The following is an 18,292-nucleotide window of genomic DNA, read 5'->3' on the forward strand; positions in this document are numbered from 1 at the left end:
GTCCTTCGACCCGGTGAGCGCTCAGGTGCGACGGAGGATGTCGACCTGGTCGGCGATCACCTCGGCGATGAGCGCATCCCTGTTCTCCGGGCCTGCGTGATCTTCGACGACCCGCCGGTAGAGGACGATATGGGTCAGACGGTTCGTCGTCGCCGGGAACACGCGGCCGAAGCTCGGCTCGGTCGAACTCGCCGGTGGAACCGCATCGACGGCAAGCACCACCTCGGCGAGGAGCCCCGGTTCGCGAGTGCGCATCCGCGCGAATTCGGCAGCGGCCGCCTGGGCGAAGCTCTCGGACCGACTCAGCTTGGCAGGAACCGCGGCCCGGTGCAGCGGTGAGCGCAGGCCCCTGCCGTGGCGGTCGCGATGTCGCCTTGATCTCATAGCACGCCATTCTACGTGCGGGGCCGTCGCGCCTGAGCGAATGAGGCGATTCCGGCGTGTAGAGTGTGGGACTGTGTCAGCCGTGAGAATGTGTTCAAAAGTCAGCTGCTCGCGCCCCGCCGCCGCCACCATGACGTACGTGCACGCTGATGCGACCGTCGTCATCGGGCCGCTGGGCAGGCGAGCAGAACCGGGCGCCCATGACCTGTGCGCTGAGCATGCGGCGAAGCTGACCCCGCCTGTGGACTGGCAGCTCATCCGCATCGATTCCGGTCAGGCCCCGCCCGAGCGCAGCCGCGATGACCTGCTGGCCATCGCCGATGCCGTCCGTGAAGCTGCCGACCGCGCCGATCGGACCCCTGCCCGTGCCGAATCGACCGGCGCGAACGATTCCCCGCACACCGGTCGCAGACACGGCCACCTGCGCATCATCGGCGACTCATGAGCCCCACCGGCTCGTCCCCGTCCGCACCCTCTCCGGACCGCCCGAGTCCTGTCGATGCTGATTCGGAGCTCGGGATGCACCGCACAGTCGCCCTCGCCGAGGCGGTGGGAGCCTATGACATCCGCGGGCGCATCCCCGACCAGCTCGACGAGGACGTCCTCTTCGCTCTCGGCTTCGCCACCGCTGCCACGATGACCGAACTGCACACCACCACCGAGGTGGTCGTCGGTCACGATATGCGTCCGAGTTCCCCCGGATTCGCCCATGCCTTCGCCGCCGGAATCGAAGCCGCAGGGTCCCGTGCGGTGCTGCTCGGGCTGTGCTCGACCGATCAGCTCTACTTCGCCTCGGGCATCTTCGATGTCCCCGGTGCGATGATCACCGCCAGCCACAATCCCGCCGACTACAACGGGATCAAGATCTGCGGCCCCCGCGCAGCCGGAGTCAGTCTCGCCTCCGGCCTGTCCCGAGTCAGGGAGCTCGCCGTCACGGCCCCGGTCAGCGACGGCAGCACGGTCCCCGTCGACGATGAGGCCGCAGAGACGATGCGCCGGCAGTACGTGGCTCGGGTGCGCGAACTCACCCACGTCGATGAGGTGACCGGGCTCAAGATCGTTCTCGACGCCGGCAACGGCATGGCCGGCAGGCTCCTCGGGGAGGTCTTCGGCACCGACGCGGGAGCCGCCTCGGTGCCCTTCGACGTGATCGGGCTCTTCACCGAGCTCGACGGCACCTTCCCCAACCACGAAGCGAACCCCCTCAAACCCGAGAACCTCGTCGACGCCGCCCGTGCCGTCGTGGAGACCGGAGCCGATCTCGGTCTCGTCTTCGACGGAGACGCCGATCGCTGCTTCTTCATCGACGAGACCGGAGCGACGATGTCGGCTTCGGCCGTCGGCGCCCTCGTCGCCGAACGCGAGATCGCCCGCGCACGGGCACAGGGCGATGATCGCCCGACCGTCATCCACAACCTCATCACCTCCCGCAGCGTGGCCGAGACGATCACCGCAGCCGGCGGACGCGCGCTGCGATCGAAGGTCGGACATTCGGGCATCAAGACGCTCATGCGCGAAACCGGGGCGGTCTTCGCCTGCGAACACTCCGCGCACTTCTATTTCGACGAGTTCTTCGGAGCGGACTCGGGCATGCTCGCCGCCTGCCACCTCATCGCCGCTCTCGCCGGATCCGGGGCGCCGGCCTCCCGCCTCGTGGACTCCTACGACCTGTTCGTGCAGTCCGGGGAGATCAACTTCACCGTGACTGACCCCGACGCCGTGCTCGCCGACTTCGCCGCGCGTGCCGGGGACTTCCCGACGAACACGGTCGACGACCTCGACGGCATCGGACTCCAAGGCGCGGACTGGTGGGTCAACCTGCGCAAGTCCAACACCGAACCCCTGGTCCGGCTCAATGTCGAAGCCGCCGACCGGGCGCAGATGGAGTCGCTGACGCGCCAGGTCACGGACTTCGTCACTGCCCGTGCCTGAAGCACGCCCCTGCCTGAAGCGGACCTTCCACCCCACGAGTGAGTCTCGCCGGAGGCGAAGGCCGTCTGCGGTCGCGCAGAGCTGTCCGCAGACCGGTCAGGGTGGGACAAGCCGGCTGCTTCGGCAATAGACTCGAACCCGATCCGACAGTCCGCCCCCATGGAGGTACCGTGCTCGATTCCACCGATTTCAAGGTCGCCGATCTGTCTCTCGCCGAGGCCGGTCGACACCAGATCCGCCTGGCAGAGAGGGAGATGCCCGGGCTGATCGCCCTGCGTGAGGAATTCGCCTCGTCCGCGCCTCTGGCCGGTGCCCGCATCTCCGGCAGCCTGCACATGACCGTGCAGACCGCGGTGCTCATCGAAACCCTCGTCGCACTCGGTGCCGACGTCCGCTGGGCCAGCTGCAATATCTTCTCCACCCAGGACGAAGCCGCGGCCGCCGTCGTCGTCGGCTCCGGCACGCCTGAGGCCCCGGCCGGTGTCCCGGTCTTCGCGTGGAAGGGTGAGACGCTCGAAGAGTACTGGTGGGCCGCGGACAAGATCTTCGACTTCTCCGACGGTCCGAACCTCATCCTCGACGACGGCGGCGACGCCACCATGTACGTGCTCAAGGGGCGCGAATTCGAAGCCGCCGGGGGAGTCCCCACGGCAGCCGAGGACGACCCGGAGGAGTACAAGGTCCTGCTCGGCCAGATCGCTGCGGCGATGGAGGCGAACCCGGGACGCTTCGCTCGGTTGGCAGCAGGCATCAAGGGCGTGAGCGAGGAGACCACGACCGGAGTCAACCGCCTCTACCGCCTCGCCGAACAGGGAGAGCTGCCGTTCCCCGCCATCAACGTCAATGATTCGGTGACGAAGTCGAAGTTCGACAACCGGTACGGGATCCGGCACTCCCTGCCCGACGGCCTCAACCGCGCCACCGATGTCCTCATCGGCGGCAAGATCGCCGTCGTCGTCGGCTACGGCGATGTCGGCAAGGGCGCTGCCGAGGCCCTCCGCGGTCAGGGAGCGCGCGTCATCGTCATCGAGATCGATCCGATCTGCGCCCTGCAGGCGACGATGGACGGCTACCAGGTCGCTCACCTCGCCGAGGTGGCTCCTCAGGCGGACATCATCATCACCACGACCGGAAACACCCGGGTCGTCAGCGTCGAGGTGCTGCAGACCCTCAAACCTGGTGCCATCGTCGGCAATGTCGGTCATTTCGATGACGAGATCGACCTGGCCGGACTGTCCCGACTGCCCGGGGTGGAGAAGATCGAGATCAAACCGCAGGTCCACGAATGGTCCGTGCCGGTGCCGGCCGATTCCGGTCTCGACCGAGAGCGCACGGACTTCCTCGTCCTCTCCGAAGGCCGCCTGCTCAACCTCGGCAATGCCACCGGCCACCCGTCGTTCGTCATGAGCGCCTCATTCGCCAACCAGGTCCTCGCCCAGATCGAACTGTGGACCGCCCACGATCGCTATGACGATGCGGTGCACCGGCTGGCGAAGGACCTCGATGAGAAGGTCGCGCGCCTGCACCTGCCCGCGCTCGGAGCGAAGCTCTCAGAGCTGACGAAGGAACAGGCCGAGTACATCGGCGTCGACGTGGCCGGACCGTTTAAGCCCGAACACTACCGGTACTGATCAGCGGCGGGTGAGGGTGAGACCGTAGGGGAGGGTGTCGACCTCGGAACGGAACGCATCAGCGCGGGCAGCACGCCGCTGCTGTTTGTCGATCTCGACCCCGCGCTGGCGGTGGATGACCGCGGAGAGGAACTGTTCGGGAAACGTCCCCTCCGGCGGTGCCGGAGCCACATACGGGTTGAGTTCGGTGGCGAGTTCGATCGCTCGCTGCCACCTCGACTCGGCCCCGAGCTGCGGCGCCATGGCGAGGAACTGGACGATGCGCCGATGCAGACCGTCGGGGATCGTGGTCACGTCGGTGCGGCCCAGCCAGTCGTGCAGCTGCGGGGCCACATGAGTGTGCATGGGCGGCAGAGGCCGGCTGCGTTCGCTCACGGCCAGGGTCCCGGCCAAGTAGTCGCCGAGGCGTTTGGCCTGCGGCGAGAGCAGTCCGGACAGGGCCGCGATGCCGCCGCCTGAGGAGACGACCTCAAACGGCCACAGCAGGGCCCGGATGAAAGAGTGTCGCAGCCGCACCGCACCACCGTCATCGCGGACCACACGCAGTCCGAGGATGAGCTTGCCCAGCGACCGACCGTGGCTGAGCACCTCGACGAGCAGCGGCAGCAGCACGAACACGAAGACTGTCATGACGGTCATCAGCGATCCGAGCAGCAGCCCGTTGAGATCGAGGACGGCGAGCATCAGCCAGAACATGGCGATGAGCAGGCCGATATTCACCAGCGAATAGACGATGTAGTCGATGAGACAGCTCAGCGCCCGGGCCGCCAGAGCGGCCGGCTGGATATTGAGTTCGACGGCTTCACCGGTGATCAGAGTACTCACCCGACCATCGTGTCATATCCGGCTGCGCCGATGTGAGCGAGACTCGGCGAATGCGACCGTGTCATCACCTGCCGGGCACCGGTGGACGGATGCGGTCTCCGATAGGGTGGAGGCATGGATCCGAACCTGCTGGCCCAGCTGCACGGCGATGACTGGCTGGAGCTGTCGGCGTTGGCGAAGAGGAATACGCTGACACCCGAGCAGACGACGCGTTTCCTCAACCTCTACCGAGCGGCATCGAAGGATCTGTCGCGGATCACCACAGTGGCTCCCGACTCGCTCGAAGCCGCCAGGCTCTCGGCCATCGTCCACCGCTCCCGCAACCATCTCTCGTCCGTTCCCAGCGGGGGACTGTCGGGACTCGCACGCTTCTTCGTCATCAGCCTGCCCCTGTCGCTGTACCGACTTCGCTGGGACTTCGTCATCGTGGCCGCCGGCTTCCTCGCCGTCGCCGTGCTCTCAGGCATCTGGGCGGGAACGCATCCGGAGGTGCTTGAGACCTTCGGCAGCCGCGACTTCAGGCAGCAGTTCGCCGAACACGATTTCGTCGACTACTACAAGGAGAACCCGAACGGGTTCTTCGCCGTCGGCGTGTGGACGAACAACGCGTGGATCGCCGTCCAATTCGTCCTCCTCGGGATCACCGGCGGCTATGTCATCGTCGGGCTGTTCTCGAATGCGGTCAACGTCGGCTTCTCCGGGGCGATGATGTTCGAGTTCGACAGGGCCTCTGACTTCTTCCTCTACATCCTTCCCCACGGGATCCCGGAGATCAGCTGCATCATCCTCGCCGCGGCCGCAGGCCTGCGGCTGTTCTTCGCCTGGGTGGTGCCGGGACCGCGACTGCGCCGGGACAAGCTCGCCAGCGAGGCCCGGTCACTGCTCATCGTCGCCGGCGGCCTCGTCCTGCTGCTGTTCGGTTCGGGCCTCATCGAAGGCTTCGTGACTCCGAATCCGATTCCACCGGCGCTGAAGATCGCCATCGGAGTCCTCTACACCGCAGGAGTCGTCGTCTACGCCTGGCACTTCGGCAGGCGTGCCGCGGCAGCCGGACTCAGCGCCGACCTCGATGAGCATCAGGCTGGCTATTCGGTCATCTCCACCGATCGCTGACCAGCAGCGAAATCACAGTCCGCCGGTGACCTTGAGTCGGATGTAGAGATCGGCCAACGCTCCGGGAAGCTTCTCCGGCAGAGCGTGGACCGACGAGACGCCGAGCCCGCGCAGCCGTGTCTGCAGCGACGCCGTCGCCAACGTCTCCGCCTCGGCGGCCGCAGCCGTATAGATCTCTTCGACGTCGCCGCGCTCGGCAGCCAGATCTCTCAGGGTCGGATCTTCGACTCCGGCGACGACCACGCGGTGGTGAGCCGTCAGCGTGGGCAGCACCGGCAGAAGATCCTCGGCGACGGTCGATTCGTCGAGCTGCGTGACCAACACCACGAGCGCCTGCTGCCTGGACGTCTGGAGAACGGAGGCGGCGATCGACTCCCAGTTCGCCTCATAGAGCTCCGGGTCCACCGGTGTCAGCGCCACCGACAGGTCATGGACCGGGTCGTGGGCCCGGTGGCTCGACGCGATCGCCCGCACGCGCGCATCGGCGACGATGACATCGACACGGTCACCGGCACCCGTGGCCAGAGCCGTCAGCAGCAGCGACGCCTCGAGGGCGGCATCGAAGACCGTGCCTTCACCACAGCGGCGGGCGGAGAACCGAGAGGAATCGACGACGATGACGACCCTGCGATCCTTCTCCGGTCGCCACGTCTTGACCACGAGGTCCTGAGCCCTGGCACTGGCCCGCCAATCGATGGAGCGGACATCGTCGCCTTCGACATAGTCGCGCAGCGAATCGAACTCGGTGCCCATTCCGCGGATCATCACCGCAGACCGTCCTTCGAGCTCACGCAGCTTCTGCGTCTTCGACGGCAGTTCCCGACGGGACACGAACGGAGGCAGCACCCGCACGGAGGCGGGAACGTCGATGCTCTTCTGCCGGGCGATGAGCCCGAGCACGCTGCGGCTGCGCACCGTGACCAGATCGCCGGGCAGCGCGCCTCGGCGCACCGGCAGCAGCTCGGTGCGGACCTCGGTCTGCTCACCCGGTTCGAGCACATGGTGAGAGCGGGTCTCGACCGCACCGGCACTCGGCACCCAGGCATCTCGTACGTGGATCCGCATCCGGCGGGTCGACCCGTTGAGCAGTGTCAGCGTGCTGTGGGTGCCATCGCCGAGGCGGACCATCGGTCCCGGTGTGCGTTGGAGTTCCAGCCCGTGCACGCGGGGGACGAGGAAGAAGTCGACAAACGCGGCGATGACGATCACACCGGCCACGATCAGCGCCGTCGGCCACGAGGGCACCAGCATGATGGGCACGAGGCCGAGGAGAGTGAGCAGGAACAGTCGGGCGGTCATTCAGCGGGGCACTTCGGTGGTGGCGATGATCGAATCGAGGACCTGTCCGACGTTGAGACCGTCCATCTGCGCCTCGGGGCGCAGGATGACACGGTGCGACAGCGACATATGGGCCAATGCCTTGACATCATCGGGGGTGACATAGTGTCGACCGCTGAGCCACGCATGGGCACGCGCTGCACCGAGCATCCGCGCTGCCCCGCGGGGCGAGACGCCCAACGCCAGGGACGGTGTCTGGCGGGTGGCCCGGGCGAGGTCGACGATATAGGTGATGATCTGCGGGGCGATGTAGATCTTCGCGACCGCCTCACGCGCTCGGCCGATGAGTGCGGCATCTGCCACCGGACGCAGGCCCGCTGCCGACAGGGCTCCGGCATCGAAGCCGCGAGCATGCCGGTCGAGGATCTCGAATTCGTGGTCCCGTTCGGGCAGGTCGAGGACGAGTTTGAACAGGAACCGGTCGAGCTGCGCCTCCGGCAGCGGATAGGTGCCTTCGTATTCGACCGGGTTCTGTGTGGCTGCGACGAGGAACGGCTCGGGCAGCTTCTGGGAGCGTCCGCCGACCGACACCTGATGTTCTTCCATGGCTTCGAGCAGAGCCGACTGGGTCTTCGGCGGAGTGCGGTTGATCTCATCGGCGATGAGGATGTTCGTGAACACCGGGCCGGGACGGAAGGTGAAGTCGGAGGTCGAGGCATCGTAGACCAGCGAACCCGTGACATCGCCGGGCATGAGGTCGGGAGTGAACTGCACGCGTGAGCTCTCCAGGCTGACCGCGGCCGCGAAGCTGCGCACGAGCAGGGTCTTCGCCACCCCGGGAACCCCTTCGAGGAGGACATGGCCCTGGCACAGCAGTGCGATGAGCATCCCGGTCACCGCTTGGTCCTGGCCGACGACGGCCTTGGCGATCTCCGTGCGCACCCCGGCGAACGCCTCACGCACCGGATCCGGTTCCGCCGGCGGGGTCTGCTGAGCAGGGGCGGCTGGAGCCTGCGGCGCGGCCGGTTCGTGGGCCGGTTCCTGAGGCTGGGCCGGAGCCTGCGGTGCGGTCGGTTCCTGAGGTGTGGTGGGGTCTTGGGGAGACTGGGTCATGGGATCTCACTTTCTAACTGGGTGAGCTGATGGACGAGTGCGGTGAGTTCGGCATCTGTGCGTGCCGAGGCAGAGACGAAGACGTGGTGGACGTACTCGGGGTCGGCTCCCGTGGTCGCCGCGATGCGGGCGATGATGTCCGAGCTGCGGGCATCAGGGCTGAGACTCAGGCGTTTGGCGATGCGCAGCAGGGCACCTGTTCGCAGAGTGTGCAGGGCCCCGTCCCGGTCGTGGCTGCGCGAGCTCAGAGCCGCTCGACCGTGCACCGTCTCCACCGCCGGCACGATGACCGGCAGACGTTCGAGAGCCAGAGGCCCGAACCGGCGTCCGATGACGAGCAGGAGGACGAGCACGCAGGGGATCAGCCACAGGACGCCGGCGAGGAACCAGCCGGGCACGAAATCGATCGTCGACGGCGGCGACTGCTGCGCCTCGGCAGCGCCGAAGGTCGGGTAGTAGACGACGAGGTGCTCAGTCTGGGACAGCTGAGAGAGCACGAGGGAGGCGTTGCCCTCCTCATCGATGTGTTCATTGGTCAGCCAGTCGGAATTGCCGAGCACGGTCAGCGGCACCGAACCGCCGGAATCGGTGACGAGCTGTCCGCGCGCAGAGCCGGGAGCCACCTCGGTGTCGTCGATCTCATCGACCCCGGGCCCGGTGAACGGATAGCAGGCAGTGATCCCGTCGGTGCCCTTCTTCGCCTCCGCGTACTCGACCTCACCGGTGGTCACGAGCCCGGCGGCGCGGGAGCTTCGCGAGTCGCATCCAGGTGGGGACACGGCATCCGGGTTGGCCAGCGGACTGAGGTTGTCATTGACGGTGATCCGGTCGGTGAACTCCGCGACACTCGGTCCCGGATCGGCGAGGACGAGCCGGTTGCCGTGGGTGCGCAGAGCGTACTGGAGGCCGGCGATGTCCCCGGGCGACAGGGCCTCGGTGTTCGTGGGGATGAGCAGCGTGGTGTCGGGGCGGGCAGCTGCCGTGCGCGCCTGCTCCTGATCCTCGGTGGTGGTGACGTCGACATCGTGGGTGCGCAGGGTCTCGACGAGGGCCTTCGTGCCGGTGCGCGCGGTCGAGTCATAGTGCAGGGGAGCATCGGACTCATCGTCGCCGGTCAGCAGCACGAGAGCGATCACGGTGATGAGGATGACGAAGGCCGCGACGATCCACACCGACGCCGAACGCAGGCGGGCGCGCAGCGGGATCCGCGTGCTCGACCGTGTGCCGCGGGCGGCGACGTCCAACTGTGCGCTCATGCCGGTGCCTCCTGGCGGTGGACCGGCAGGCTGCTCAGGCTGCGATCGAGGGCACACAGATCCGCATAGACCTCACCGAGGTCGCGGTCGACGCGCGCCGACCGTGCCGATTCCTCCCCGTAGCGGAGGTCGTTGAAGACCTCGGCCACGCTGTGGACGGCGGGTCCGTGCTCGGGCAGGGCCGCCTCGGCGGCATGGGCGAGCTCACTGGCAGTGGCCGAGGACTCGAGCGAGACGATCTGCTTGACCGAGAGGACAGCGAAGATCGCGCGGGATTCGTCGATGACAGCGGTCTCGAAGTCCCCCGCACGGGCGGCCCTGGCGGCGCTCTCGCGCCACGGACCCGGCTCCGGCAGGGACACGACGGGATCGAAGGCCGACAGGGGCACCCCGACGCGGCGGAACCCGGCCCGGCGGACCCGCCAGACGATGAGGGCGATGATCGCGGCGAGTCCGAGGACGACGAAGATCAGCAGCCAGGGGGAATTCGCGCCCAGGGCGGCCCTGACGAGCGAATCCCACAGCGAGGACAGCCACCGGCCGATCTGCTCCAAGGGGGTGAGGTCGTTGGCGGCGTATTCGGACTTCGAGAGTTCGCGTTCGACCCATTCGCGACCGGTGTCCCGGTCGATGCCGGACGCGGCGACGAGCTGTGCCTGGCTCAGCTGGGAGGACACAGCGGTGCGGAGCTGCGCGGCCGCCTCGGTGAGGGGGAGAGGGATCATCGGTCCTCCTCAGCGCGGATGAGGACGAGGTCGAGACCCTCGGTGCGCATCTGCTGGTCGAAGAAGCAGACCGTGACGAGGCAGGCGAAATAGGCGAAGAGGACGGCCGAAGACACGAGCGTGAGTCCCAGCAGCAGGCCGGCGGCGGCGATGCCGATGGCAGCCTGCGCAGTCTCGGAATCGGTGGTCGTGGCCATGCCGATGCCCATGGCGAGCGAGATGATGAAGACCAACGGGGTGATGATGAGCTGGACGAGCTGATTGGACAGGAAATATCCCAGCGCGAGTTGGCCGAGCATGCGCCAGAAACCGCGTCCCGTCAGGCTCCAGGAGCGTTTGATCCCGGCGCGCACGCTCAGTCCCTCGACCGCGATCGCCGATCCGAGGAACGCCAGGCGCAGGTTGATCCAGATGAGCGCGAGGAACCACAGCAGTCCGGCCAGGCCCGCCCAGACGAAGGCGAGGATCACCGAATCTGCGGTGGCGAACAGCAGCGTGGGAGCGGTGAGAGCCAGCAGCAGGCCGAGGTTGATTCCGCACATGAGCAGTGTGGCCAGAATGAGCCGCCAGCGGCGCCCGGACAGGGATGCCCACGCTTGGGACAGAGTGGTTCTGCGGGCGCCGAAGGAAGCGCGGGTGCCGGTGGCGACGAGCCCGGAGAGCAGATGCGCCAAGCCCAGGCTGAGCAGGCTCAGCCCCGCCGATCCCAGCTGGGCGAGGACGAGGAACCCGGAGAGGGCATCCTCGTTGCCGCTGAGGTCGGTGAAGAACGGCAGGAACTGAACGGCGATGAGGGCGCCGCCGGCGGTGAGCAGCAGACTCCACAGTGTGAACACGATGAGCGAGGAGCCCACGGACAGGGTCGGGATGAAGCGCAGCAGGCGGAATCCGGAGTCCAGGGCCTCGATGAACGTCAGCGGGCGCTTGGGCAGGAGTCCGCGCGGTGGAGGCGGGCGCCAGCCGCGTGAGGGTGGGGACGGTGAACGCCGCTGCCACTGACCGGTGCGCCAGTCGACCTCCGAGGTCCATGCATTCGTCTGTCCCATCACCGCCAATCCTGCCATGATTGTCCTCATCATGCCGAGCAGAGGGCACTCAGTTCCCGAGACTGACGATCCAGCCCGATAGGGTAGGAGTGTCGGGAACGAAAGAACAAGCCAATATAAGGGACAATGGGAGCATGAATGCTCGAATCCTCGTAGTTGATGATGACACGGCTTTGGCCGAAATGATTGGAATTGTGCTCAAAAGCGAAGGCTTCGAGCCCTTCTTCTGCGCCACCGGCGACCAGGCTTTCGAGGAGTTCCAGAAGGTCAGCCCGGACCTCGTCCTCCTCGATCTGATGCTGCCCGGCAAAGACGGTCTCGAGGTCTGCCGGGAGATCCGCGAGATCTCCTCGGTGCCGATCATCATGCTCACGGCGAAGTCCGACACCGTCGACGTCGTGCTCGGCCTCGAATCCGGTGCCGACGACTACGTTCCCAAGCCGTTCAAACCCAAGGAGCTCATCGCTCGAGTCCGCGCCCGACTGCGGATCTCCGAACCGCAGGCCCCGGAGCTGCTGACCGTCGGCGATGTCGTCGTCGATGTGGCCGGCCACACCGTGACCAAGGGCGGTTCCCCGGTGTCGCTGACTCCACTCGAATTCGATCTGCTCGTGGCCCTGGCCCGCAAGCCCTGGCAGGTGTTCTCCCGTGAGACCCTCCTCGAAGAGGTCTGGGGCTACCGTCACGCCGCCGATACCCGGCTGGTCAACGTCCACGTGCAGCGGCTGCGGTCGAAGATCGAACGCGACCCCGAGAAGCCCGACATCATCGTCACCGTCCGCGGCGTCGGCTATAAGGCCGGCAGAGCCGCGTGAGCCCCGACTCGGCGGCGGGCGGACCCGTCCGCACCGCCGCCTCGGCACTGCGAACGTTCTGGAACTTCATCCTCCGATCGTTCAGCCACTCCCTGCAGGTCAGGATCGTCGTCCTCACCATCGTGCTCACCTCGGTGGCGATCTTCGGCGTCGGCACCTATATGTCTCAGCAGATCGCGCGCGGCCTCTTCGACACCCGCTTGGACTCCCTGTCCTCACAGACGCGGTCGATCCTCGCCGAACTGCGGTCCCTGGCCCCCGTCGACGGTCAGGCGGTGACCCAGGACACCCTGTCATCGCAGCTGTCATCGATCTACAACCGTTCGGCCGGTTCGGTTTATTCGCTGACCTTGGAGCCGAAGGACCCGAACTCCTCGTTCACCACGATCACCGCGGGCGATGCCGCAGAGGACGGAGAGACTGCGAAGGTGCCCATCAGCGAGGAGCTGCGCGAAGCCATCCGCAAGGCCCCGACCGATGACAAGCTCTATCAGTCGGTGAGCCTGCCCGACGGCACGGGCCCCGGACTGCTCATCACCCAGGAACTCCAGATCCCCGGCGCCGGCCAGTTCCAGCTGTACTACCTCGGCGATCTCTCGGAACAGCAGGACACCCTGAACTTCGTGCAGCGGTCGATGTTCGTCGCCGCGCTCGTCCTCGTCGTCCTCGTCGGTGCTGTGGCCTGGATCGTCACCCGCCTCGTCGTCACCCCGGTGCGCACGGGCGCCGAGGTGGCCCGACTCATCGCCGACGGCGACCTCGACGAACGCATGCCCGTGCACGGCAATGATGAGATCGCTGTGCTCGGCGAGAGCTTCAATGACATGGCCGACACCCTGCAGCACCAGATCGAGCAGATGGAGCGGCTCTCGGTGCTGCAGCGCCAGTTCGTCTCCGACGTCTCCCACGAGCTGCGCACCCCATTGACGACGATCCGCGCCGCCGCGGACCTCATCTACGATTCCCGGGACGAACTCGATCCCGTCACCGCCCGCAGCGCGGAGCTGCTGAACTCGCAGGCCGAACGGTTCGACAATCTGCTCTCCGACCTGCTGGAGATCTCTCGCTACGACGCGGGTGCCGCCGCTCTCGTGGCCAAACCCGTCGATATCGGCGCAATCGTCACCTCCGTCATCGAAACTGTGTCGATGGTCGCCGAGCAGATGTCGACGGGCATCGTCGTCCACGCCCCGTCGTCGCCAGTCATGGCCGAGGTCGACCGTGTGCGCATCACCCGCATCGTGCGCAACCTCGTGGTCAACGCGATCGAACACGGTGAAGGCAACCCGATCGACATCTATGTCGCCTCCAACGCCGAGGCGGTGGCCGTGAGTGTGCGCGACCACGGCGTGGGAATGAACGAAGACCAGGTCGAGCACGTCTTCGACCGGTTCTGGCGCGCCGATCCGGCCCGCAAACGGACCCTCGGCGGTTCCGGGCTGGGTCTGGCGATCTCGCTCGAGGATGCCCATCTGCACAGCGGCTGGCTGCAGGTGTGGGGCAAGATCGGCGAGGGCTCCTGCTTCCGGCTGACGATTCCGCGCCGCCCGGATCAGGAGATCACCTCCTCACCGCTGCCGCTGCCGCCTCGGGACGCACAGATCCAGGGCGCCGCACTCGTGGCCGGCCCGCTGTCGTCCGACGGGTCCGTGCGGATTCAGACCGGGTCGATTCCGATCGTCGTCGAAACCGATCAGCAGGTGCTCACCGACGATCCGCAGCAGCACGTCGAAACGATCGAGACGCTCGAAGACGACAACGACCTCGACCAGCCGGAAAGCGCCGCCGAGACCGAGGACGAGAACGAAGGAGGCCGATCATGACATCGATGAAGTCACGGGGGATCCGTTCACGGCGGGTCCGCGTCCGCACGCTCCTGGTCTCCGTGTTCGCCGCGTTCGTTCTCGTCGGGTGCTCGTCGATCCCGACGTCTTCGCCGGTCGGGCACATCGAGGACGATTCGGGTGATACCGGGGCCAGCAACGCGCGCATCCCCGACGGGCCCGAACCCGGAGACAACGTCTCGGAGATCGTGCGCGGATTCCTCGCCGCAGGTGCGGGAGCCGGCAACAACTTCTCCGTCGCCAGATCCTTCCTCACCGAGGCCGAAGCGCAGGAATGGAGTCCGCAGGAATCAGTGTCGGTGCTGCCCAATGACACGGACATCGACTCGTTGAACCAGGACCTCACCTCTGACCAGAAGACCCTGAGTCTATCGGCCCCAGTGGTCGGCCTCGTCGACTCCTCTGGCGTGTACAACTCGACGAAACCCGGCACCCAGTCGACGTTGGAGTTCTCACTGCGGCAGGAGAACGGCGAATGGCGGATCTCCTCGGCTCCCGACGGTCTGCTCATCAGCCAGTCGGATTTCCGCACGATCTTCCTCAACTACTCGCTGCAGTTCTACACCTCCGACTACTCGTATCTCGTCCCTGATTCCCGCTGGTTCCTCCGCTCCTCGTCGACTCCGACCGCGCTGATGAACGAACTGCTCAGCGGACCGGCCCCGTACCTCTCCGGCGCGGTGATCACCGCGATCCCGGACGGCGCGAAACTCAGCGATTCGAACGTGGTCACAATCGAAAACGGTGTCGCGCGTGTGTCGCTGGGAGCACAGACTCCCGCCCCCTCCGACAGGGAGAAAGGGCTCATCCGACAGCAGATCTCGACGACTCTGCAGGTCATCCCGTCTATCTCGAGCATCGAACTGAGCATCGGCGGACAGACCGTCTCAGCGAATCTGCAGTCGAAGACCGATTCCTCCATTCAGGTCGACGGCCCTCCTGTGGTGCTCGCCGACAACCGGATCTCCCGCGTCTCGGGCACCACTGTGGCCAAGGTCGAGAACAGCCCGAACCTCAAGGGGAAGAAGGCCAGTGATCCCGCGGTCTCCCTCGACGACTCGCTGTACGTGTACCTGCAGAACGAACGCAGGGAACTCATGCGGTTGAAGTCCGATGCGGTCGACGCCACCCCGATCCTCAAGGGCAAGCGTCTCGTGCGTCCGAGTATCGACAGGTTCAATACGATCTGGACGGGAGAGGCCGAGAACAAGGGCGAACTCAAGGCAGTGGGACGCGACGGCAAGGTCTTCACAGTGACCGCCGACTTCCTCTCCGGCCGACAGCTCGTTGATGTCGAGGTGTCGCGCGACGGCACGCGTGTCGCCCTGCTCAGTCGGCACAAGGGGGAACCGGACCGCATCGACGTCGTCGGAGTACCGCGAGACAAGGCCGGCAATCCCGCCGGACGGGTCTCCGAGACTCCGATCTCGGTCGGGGCGAACTTCGACGAGGTCAAAGACGTCTCCTGGGCCGGTTCGACCAGCCTGGTGGCACTAGCGGCAGAGGAGGGCGACACCGTTCAGCCATTCCGCATCGGTGTCACTGGTCCCTCGGAACAGCTCGGCGAGGTCACCGGCGGAAGCCGCATCGCAGGCGGCGCCGATGGTCGCTCGATCCTGGTGACCAGCTCCAAGGGCGCGCTGTACTCGTACAACTCGAATGCGTGGCAGAAACTCGTCGACGTCGCCGCGAAGGATCCGTCCTACCCGGGCTGACCGAACGGCGCGGGGAATGACCGCACGTGTAGGGCCGACAGATCGTGCCCGGACCGATACAGATCGAGCAGGGCAGCGCCTGCACATAGTAGATTGCTTCCATGGGGCTGCTCGGGGAGTTCAGCGAACTGCTCCTGCCCCGACGGTGTGCCGGATGCGGGCGGGAGAATGTCTCTCTGTGCACGGCCTGCCTGCAGATGCTCGGCGGAATCCCACGAGCGATGGAACCGCGGTACGGTCAGATCCCGATCGTCGGCGTCTGCGAATACAACTCACGCATCTCACGGATGGTCATCGGGTTCAAGGACGAGGGCCGCCGCGACATCCTCGACCCGCTGGCCCTCGCATTGACCCGGTCGGTCGTCGCGACTCTCGACCTCATCGACTACCGGGGAGGGGGGATCCGGCTCTTCCCTGCTCCGAGCTCGGCTCGCGCCCGGCGCCGTCGAGGCGGTTCGCACACCGCAGCGTTGGCTCGCAGGGCGATGGAACTGGCCCCGGGGCTGCCCTTGGAGGTCCACGATGTGCTGCGTGCCGAACGGTCCCGCGACCAAGTCGGACTCGGTGCGAAAGAGCGGGCGAACAATGCGGCGCGCACGCAGCATCTCGACGCGGCGGGACTGGAGATCATTCGGTCGTCCGATACGCGAGACCGTGGACGGACCGCCTCGGCGGACATCCTCGTCGATGATTTCTCCACGACCGGTGCGACACTGGCAGAAAGCGCACGATTACTGACATCGGTGCAGATCAGACCCGCTGCCGGAGCTGTTCTCGGTCTCGGCCGTGGGGGCACTCGATTTGTCTCTCCCTTTACTGTATAACGGTGTTTACCCATCCAAGGGCATGGGATCGGATGAATCCGACAAGCGAGTCGCTAAGGACACATCATGGACATCGTTGTCAACGGCCGTCAGCTGACCATCTCCGACAGCTTCAGAGCTCACATCGAAGACAAGATCGCGAAGGTCGAACAGCTTGCTCCCCGAGCTCAGCGCGTTGAAGTGCACGTCACTCACGAGAAGAACTCCCGCCAGCCCGAAACGAGCGAACGGGTTGAGCTCACCGTGGTGGCGAAGGGACCGGCGATCCGAGCAGAGGCCATGGCCAGCGACAAATATGCGGCACTCGATCTGGCATGGGCGAAACTCGTCGAACGACTCAGGCGCGCCAGAGACCGGCACAAGGTGCCGCGTTCGGGACATCACCGGAAGGAATCCACCGCCGAAGTGCTCGCGAAGATGCCCGTCGCAGAACCGATGGTGCCCGACGCCGACGCAGATTCCTCGAGTGCTGCAGGCGAGCAGACGACCGGCGTCGATCGGACGAACGGTCGGATCAAGGCCGAGGGAGATTCGCCGGTGGTGCTGAGGGAGAAGACCTTCAACGCCGCACCGATCGGCATCGAAGAGGCCCTCAACAGGATGGAGCTCGTCGGTCACGACTTCTACCTGTTCATCGATGAGGAATCGAGCAAACCCTCCGTCGTCTACCGCCGCAAGGGCTGGAGCTACGGAGTCATCGCCCTCGACCACGAACTCCAAGAAGCCACCGAATAACCCTTATTGCTACCTGACGGCGCCCCAGCAACCCCTCGTGGACTGGTCCCCAAAAGTTGGACTGCTGTGAGGTCAGCATAGTTCGTAAATAGGCTCACCATCCTTGGCGGTCTTGTTCCGATATTCCATCGGGGCAAGATCGCCAAGTCGTGTCGAGATCCTTTCGTAGTTATACCAATGAATGTACTCATTGATCGCGGCTTTGAGGTCCTCGACCGTGTCGAACTTCTGCAGATAGAACATCTCGGACTTCAACTGCCCGAAGAAGTTCTCCGCCATCGCGTTATCCCAGCAGTTTCCCTTCCGCGACATCGACGGTGTAGCACCATGCTTAGCTAGAATCGACGCCCAGGACACGTGCTGGTACTGAAACCCCTGGTCCGTGTGCACCAGCGGTGTCTGCCCGGGACGCAGTCCCTGACAGGCTCGCATCAGCGACTCGTTCGTCAATGCCGTGTTCGGTGACGTCGACATCGAGTACGACACCACACCGGCATCGAACAGATCGATCACTGGTGACAGATACAGTTTCTTGTCTTCAACAGCGAATTCCGTGACGTCGGAAACCCATTTCTCGTTCGGTTCATCAGCGGTGAACTCCCGATTGAGTACGTTGTCAGCAACGGCTCCGACCGTGCCGCGATGGGAGTCGAATTTCTTCTTCCGCACCTCGGTCTGCAGACCCATGTCACGCATTAATCGCAGTACGGTCTTCTTCGCGATCGTGATGCCCTGTTTGACCAAGACAGCCCAGATCTTGCGGTGCCCGTAGCGTTTGTGACTCTTCTCGAAGATGTCCTCGATGAGGGTTCTCACCTGCGCGTATGGGTCGGGTCTCACGTCGAATCGTTTCTGGTGGTAGAAGAACGTCGACCGGGCCAAACCCGCGACCTGCAGCAGCAATGGCAGTGGATAGTCTGCTGAGTGTGTCAACCCCATTTGGCCCCACTGTGATGCTTTGATTTGGCCCCACCCCAGCATGTGTGGTCGTGCTCGCCGCGCGTTGGTAACAGTCGCGGCCCAGCGGGGTCGGGCGGTGTTGTGTTGCGAGCCTTT

General features: G+C 65.6%; 17 protein-coding genes. 9 read left to right on the top strand and 8 right to left on the bottom strand.

Annotated elements, in window-relative coordinates; all coding sequences use genetic code 11:
* Positions 1 to 21 precede the first annotated feature (21 nt).
* Positions 22 to 384 carry a hypothetical protein gene (locus tag L1F31_RS07175; protein WP_265419959.1) on the bottom strand — a complete coding sequence of 121 codons (363 nt, stop codon included), beginning with the start codon at positions 382 to 384 and terminating at the stop codon, positions 22 to 24.
* 88 nt (positions 385 to 472) lie between these two features.
* On the opposite strand from L1F31_RS07175, the gene L1F31_RS07180 reads away from it, so the two are divergent.
* The 3 genes from L1F31_RS07180 to ahcY all read left to right on the top strand — a co-directional run bounded on the left by L1F31_RS07180 (position 473) and on the right by ahcY (position 3,947).
* Positions 473 to 829 carry a DUF3499 domain-containing protein gene (locus L1F31_RS07180; protein ID WP_265420407.1) on the top strand — a complete coding sequence of 119 codons (357 nt, stop codon included), beginning with the start codon at positions 473 to 475 and terminating at the stop codon, positions 827 to 829.
* Positions 830 to 903: 74 nt separating this feature from the next.
* On the top strand, positions 904 to 2,316 hold the full coding sequence (locus L1F31_RS07185; protein ID WP_265419960.1) for a phosphohexomutase domain-containing protein: 1,413 nt from the start codon (positions 904 to 906) through the stop codon (positions 2,314 to 2,316).
* Positions 2,317 to 2,486: 170 nt separating this feature from the next.
* Positions 2,487 to 3,947, top strand: coding sequence for an adenosylhomocysteinase (ahcY, locus tag L1F31_RS07190; protein ID WP_265419961.1), 1,461 nt, complete (start codon positions 2,487 to 2,489; stop codon positions 3,945 to 3,947).
* On the opposite strand, the gene L1F31_RS07195 is transcribed toward ahcY, so the two are convergent.
* Complete coding sequence (locus L1F31_RS07195) at positions 3,948 to 4,772, bottom strand: RDD family protein (protein WP_265419962.1); 825 nt, start codon at positions 4,770 to 4,772, stop codon at positions 3,948 to 3,950. It abuts the gene before it with no gap.
* A 114-nt stretch (positions 4,773 to 4,886) separates the two neighbouring features.
* Between L1F31_RS07195 and L1F31_RS07200 the strand changes: the two genes are divergently transcribed.
* The gene (locus L1F31_RS07200; RefSeq protein ID WP_265419963.1) at positions 4,887 to 5,885 is read left to right on the top strand and encodes a stage II sporulation protein M; all 999 of its coding nucleotides are present in this window, start codon (positions 4,887 to 4,889) and stop codon (positions 5,883 to 5,885) included.
* 12 nt (positions 5,886 to 5,897) lie between these two features.
* Here L1F31_RS07200 and L1F31_RS07205 read toward each other — a convergent pair whose 3' ends face one another.
* Genes L1F31_RS07205 through L1F31_RS07225 form a run of 5 tightly spaced genes read right to left on the bottom strand, consistent with a single transcriptional unit; the run spans position 5,898 to position 11,321 of the window.
* Complete coding sequence (locus L1F31_RS07205) at positions 5,898 to 7,184, bottom strand: DUF58 domain-containing protein (protein WP_265419964.1); 1,287 nt, start codon at positions 7,182 to 7,184, stop codon at positions 5,898 to 5,900.
* Positions 7,185 to 8,276 carry an AAA family ATPase gene (locus L1F31_RS07210; protein WP_265419965.1) on the bottom strand — a complete coding sequence of 364 codons (1,092 nt, stop codon included), beginning with the start codon at positions 8,274 to 8,276 and terminating at the stop codon, positions 7,185 to 7,187. It lies immediately after the preceding gene.
* On the bottom strand, positions 8,273 to 9,532 hold the full coding sequence (locus tag L1F31_RS07215) for a DUF4350 domain-containing protein (protein WP_265419966.1): 1,260 nt from the start codon (positions 9,530 to 9,532) through the stop codon (positions 8,273 to 8,275). Before L1F31_RS07215 ends, L1F31_RS07210 begins: the two co-directional genes overlap by 4 nt.
* Complete coding sequence (locus L1F31_RS07220) at positions 9,529 to 10,257, bottom strand: DUF4129 domain-containing protein (RefSeq protein ID WP_265419967.1); 729 nt, start codon at positions 10,255 to 10,257, stop codon at positions 9,529 to 9,531. Before L1F31_RS07220 ends, L1F31_RS07215 begins: the two co-directional genes overlap by 4 nt.
* A complete protein-coding gene (locus L1F31_RS07225) occupies positions 10,254 to 11,321 on the bottom strand; it encodes a DUF7847 domain-containing protein (protein WP_265419968.1) in 1,068 nt (355 codons plus the stop codon). Before L1F31_RS07225 ends, L1F31_RS07220 begins: the two co-directional genes overlap by 4 nt.
* Positions 11,322 to 11,437: 116 nt before the next feature.
* Here L1F31_RS07225 and mtrA point away from each other — a divergent pair, with 116 nt between their 5' ends.
* The 5 genes from mtrA to hpf all read left to right on the top strand — a co-directional run bounded on the left by mtrA (position 11,438) and on the right by hpf (position 17,236).
* Entirely contained in the window at positions 11,438 to 12,118 is a 681-nt protein-coding gene (mtrA, locus tag L1F31_RS07230; RefSeq protein ID WP_265419969.1) for an MtrAB system response regulator MtrA, read from the top strand.
* Positions 12,115 to 13,941 carry an MtrAB system histidine kinase MtrB gene (gene mtrB / locus L1F31_RS07235; protein ID WP_265419970.1) on the top strand — a complete coding sequence of 609 codons (1,827 nt, stop codon included), beginning with the start codon at positions 12,115 to 12,117 and terminating at the stop codon, positions 13,939 to 13,941. Before mtrA ends, mtrB begins: the two co-directional genes overlap by 4 nt.
* Positions 13,938 to 15,677: an LpqB family beta-propeller domain-containing protein gene (locus tag L1F31_RS07240; RefSeq protein ID WP_265419971.1), complete on the top strand. Its 1,740-nt coding sequence runs from the start codon at positions 13,938 to 13,940 to the stop codon at positions 15,675 to 15,677. The genes mtrB and L1F31_RS07240 overlap by 4 nt, the downstream gene beginning before the upstream one ends.
* A 101-nt stretch (positions 15,678 to 15,778) precedes the next feature.
* Positions 15,779 to 16,501: a ComF family protein gene (locus tag L1F31_RS07245; protein WP_265419972.1), complete on the top strand. Its 723-nt coding sequence runs from the start codon at positions 15,779 to 15,781 to the stop codon at positions 16,499 to 16,501.
* A gap of 66 nt (positions 16,502 to 16,567) precedes the next feature.
* Positions 16,568 to 17,236: a ribosome hibernation-promoting factor, HPF/YfiA family gene (hpf, locus tag L1F31_RS07250; protein WP_265419973.1), complete on the top strand. Its 669-nt coding sequence runs from the start codon at positions 16,568 to 16,570 to the stop codon at positions 17,234 to 17,236.
* A gap of 72 nt (positions 17,237 to 17,308) precedes the next feature.
* Here hpf and L1F31_RS07255 read toward each other — a convergent pair whose 3' ends face one another.
* Positions 17,309 to 18,217, bottom strand: coding sequence for an IS3 family transposase (locus L1F31_RS07255; protein ID WP_346732501.1), 909 nt, complete (start codon positions 18,215 to 18,217; stop codon positions 17,309 to 17,311).
* Between the last annotated feature and the right edge of the window lie 75 nt (positions 18,218 to 18,292).

The sequence above is a fragment of the Brevibacterium spongiae genome (assembly GCF_026168515.1).
GTDB classification, from domain to species: domain Bacteria; phylum Actinomycetota; class Actinomycetes; order Actinomycetales; family Brevibacteriaceae; genus Brevibacterium; species Brevibacterium spongiae.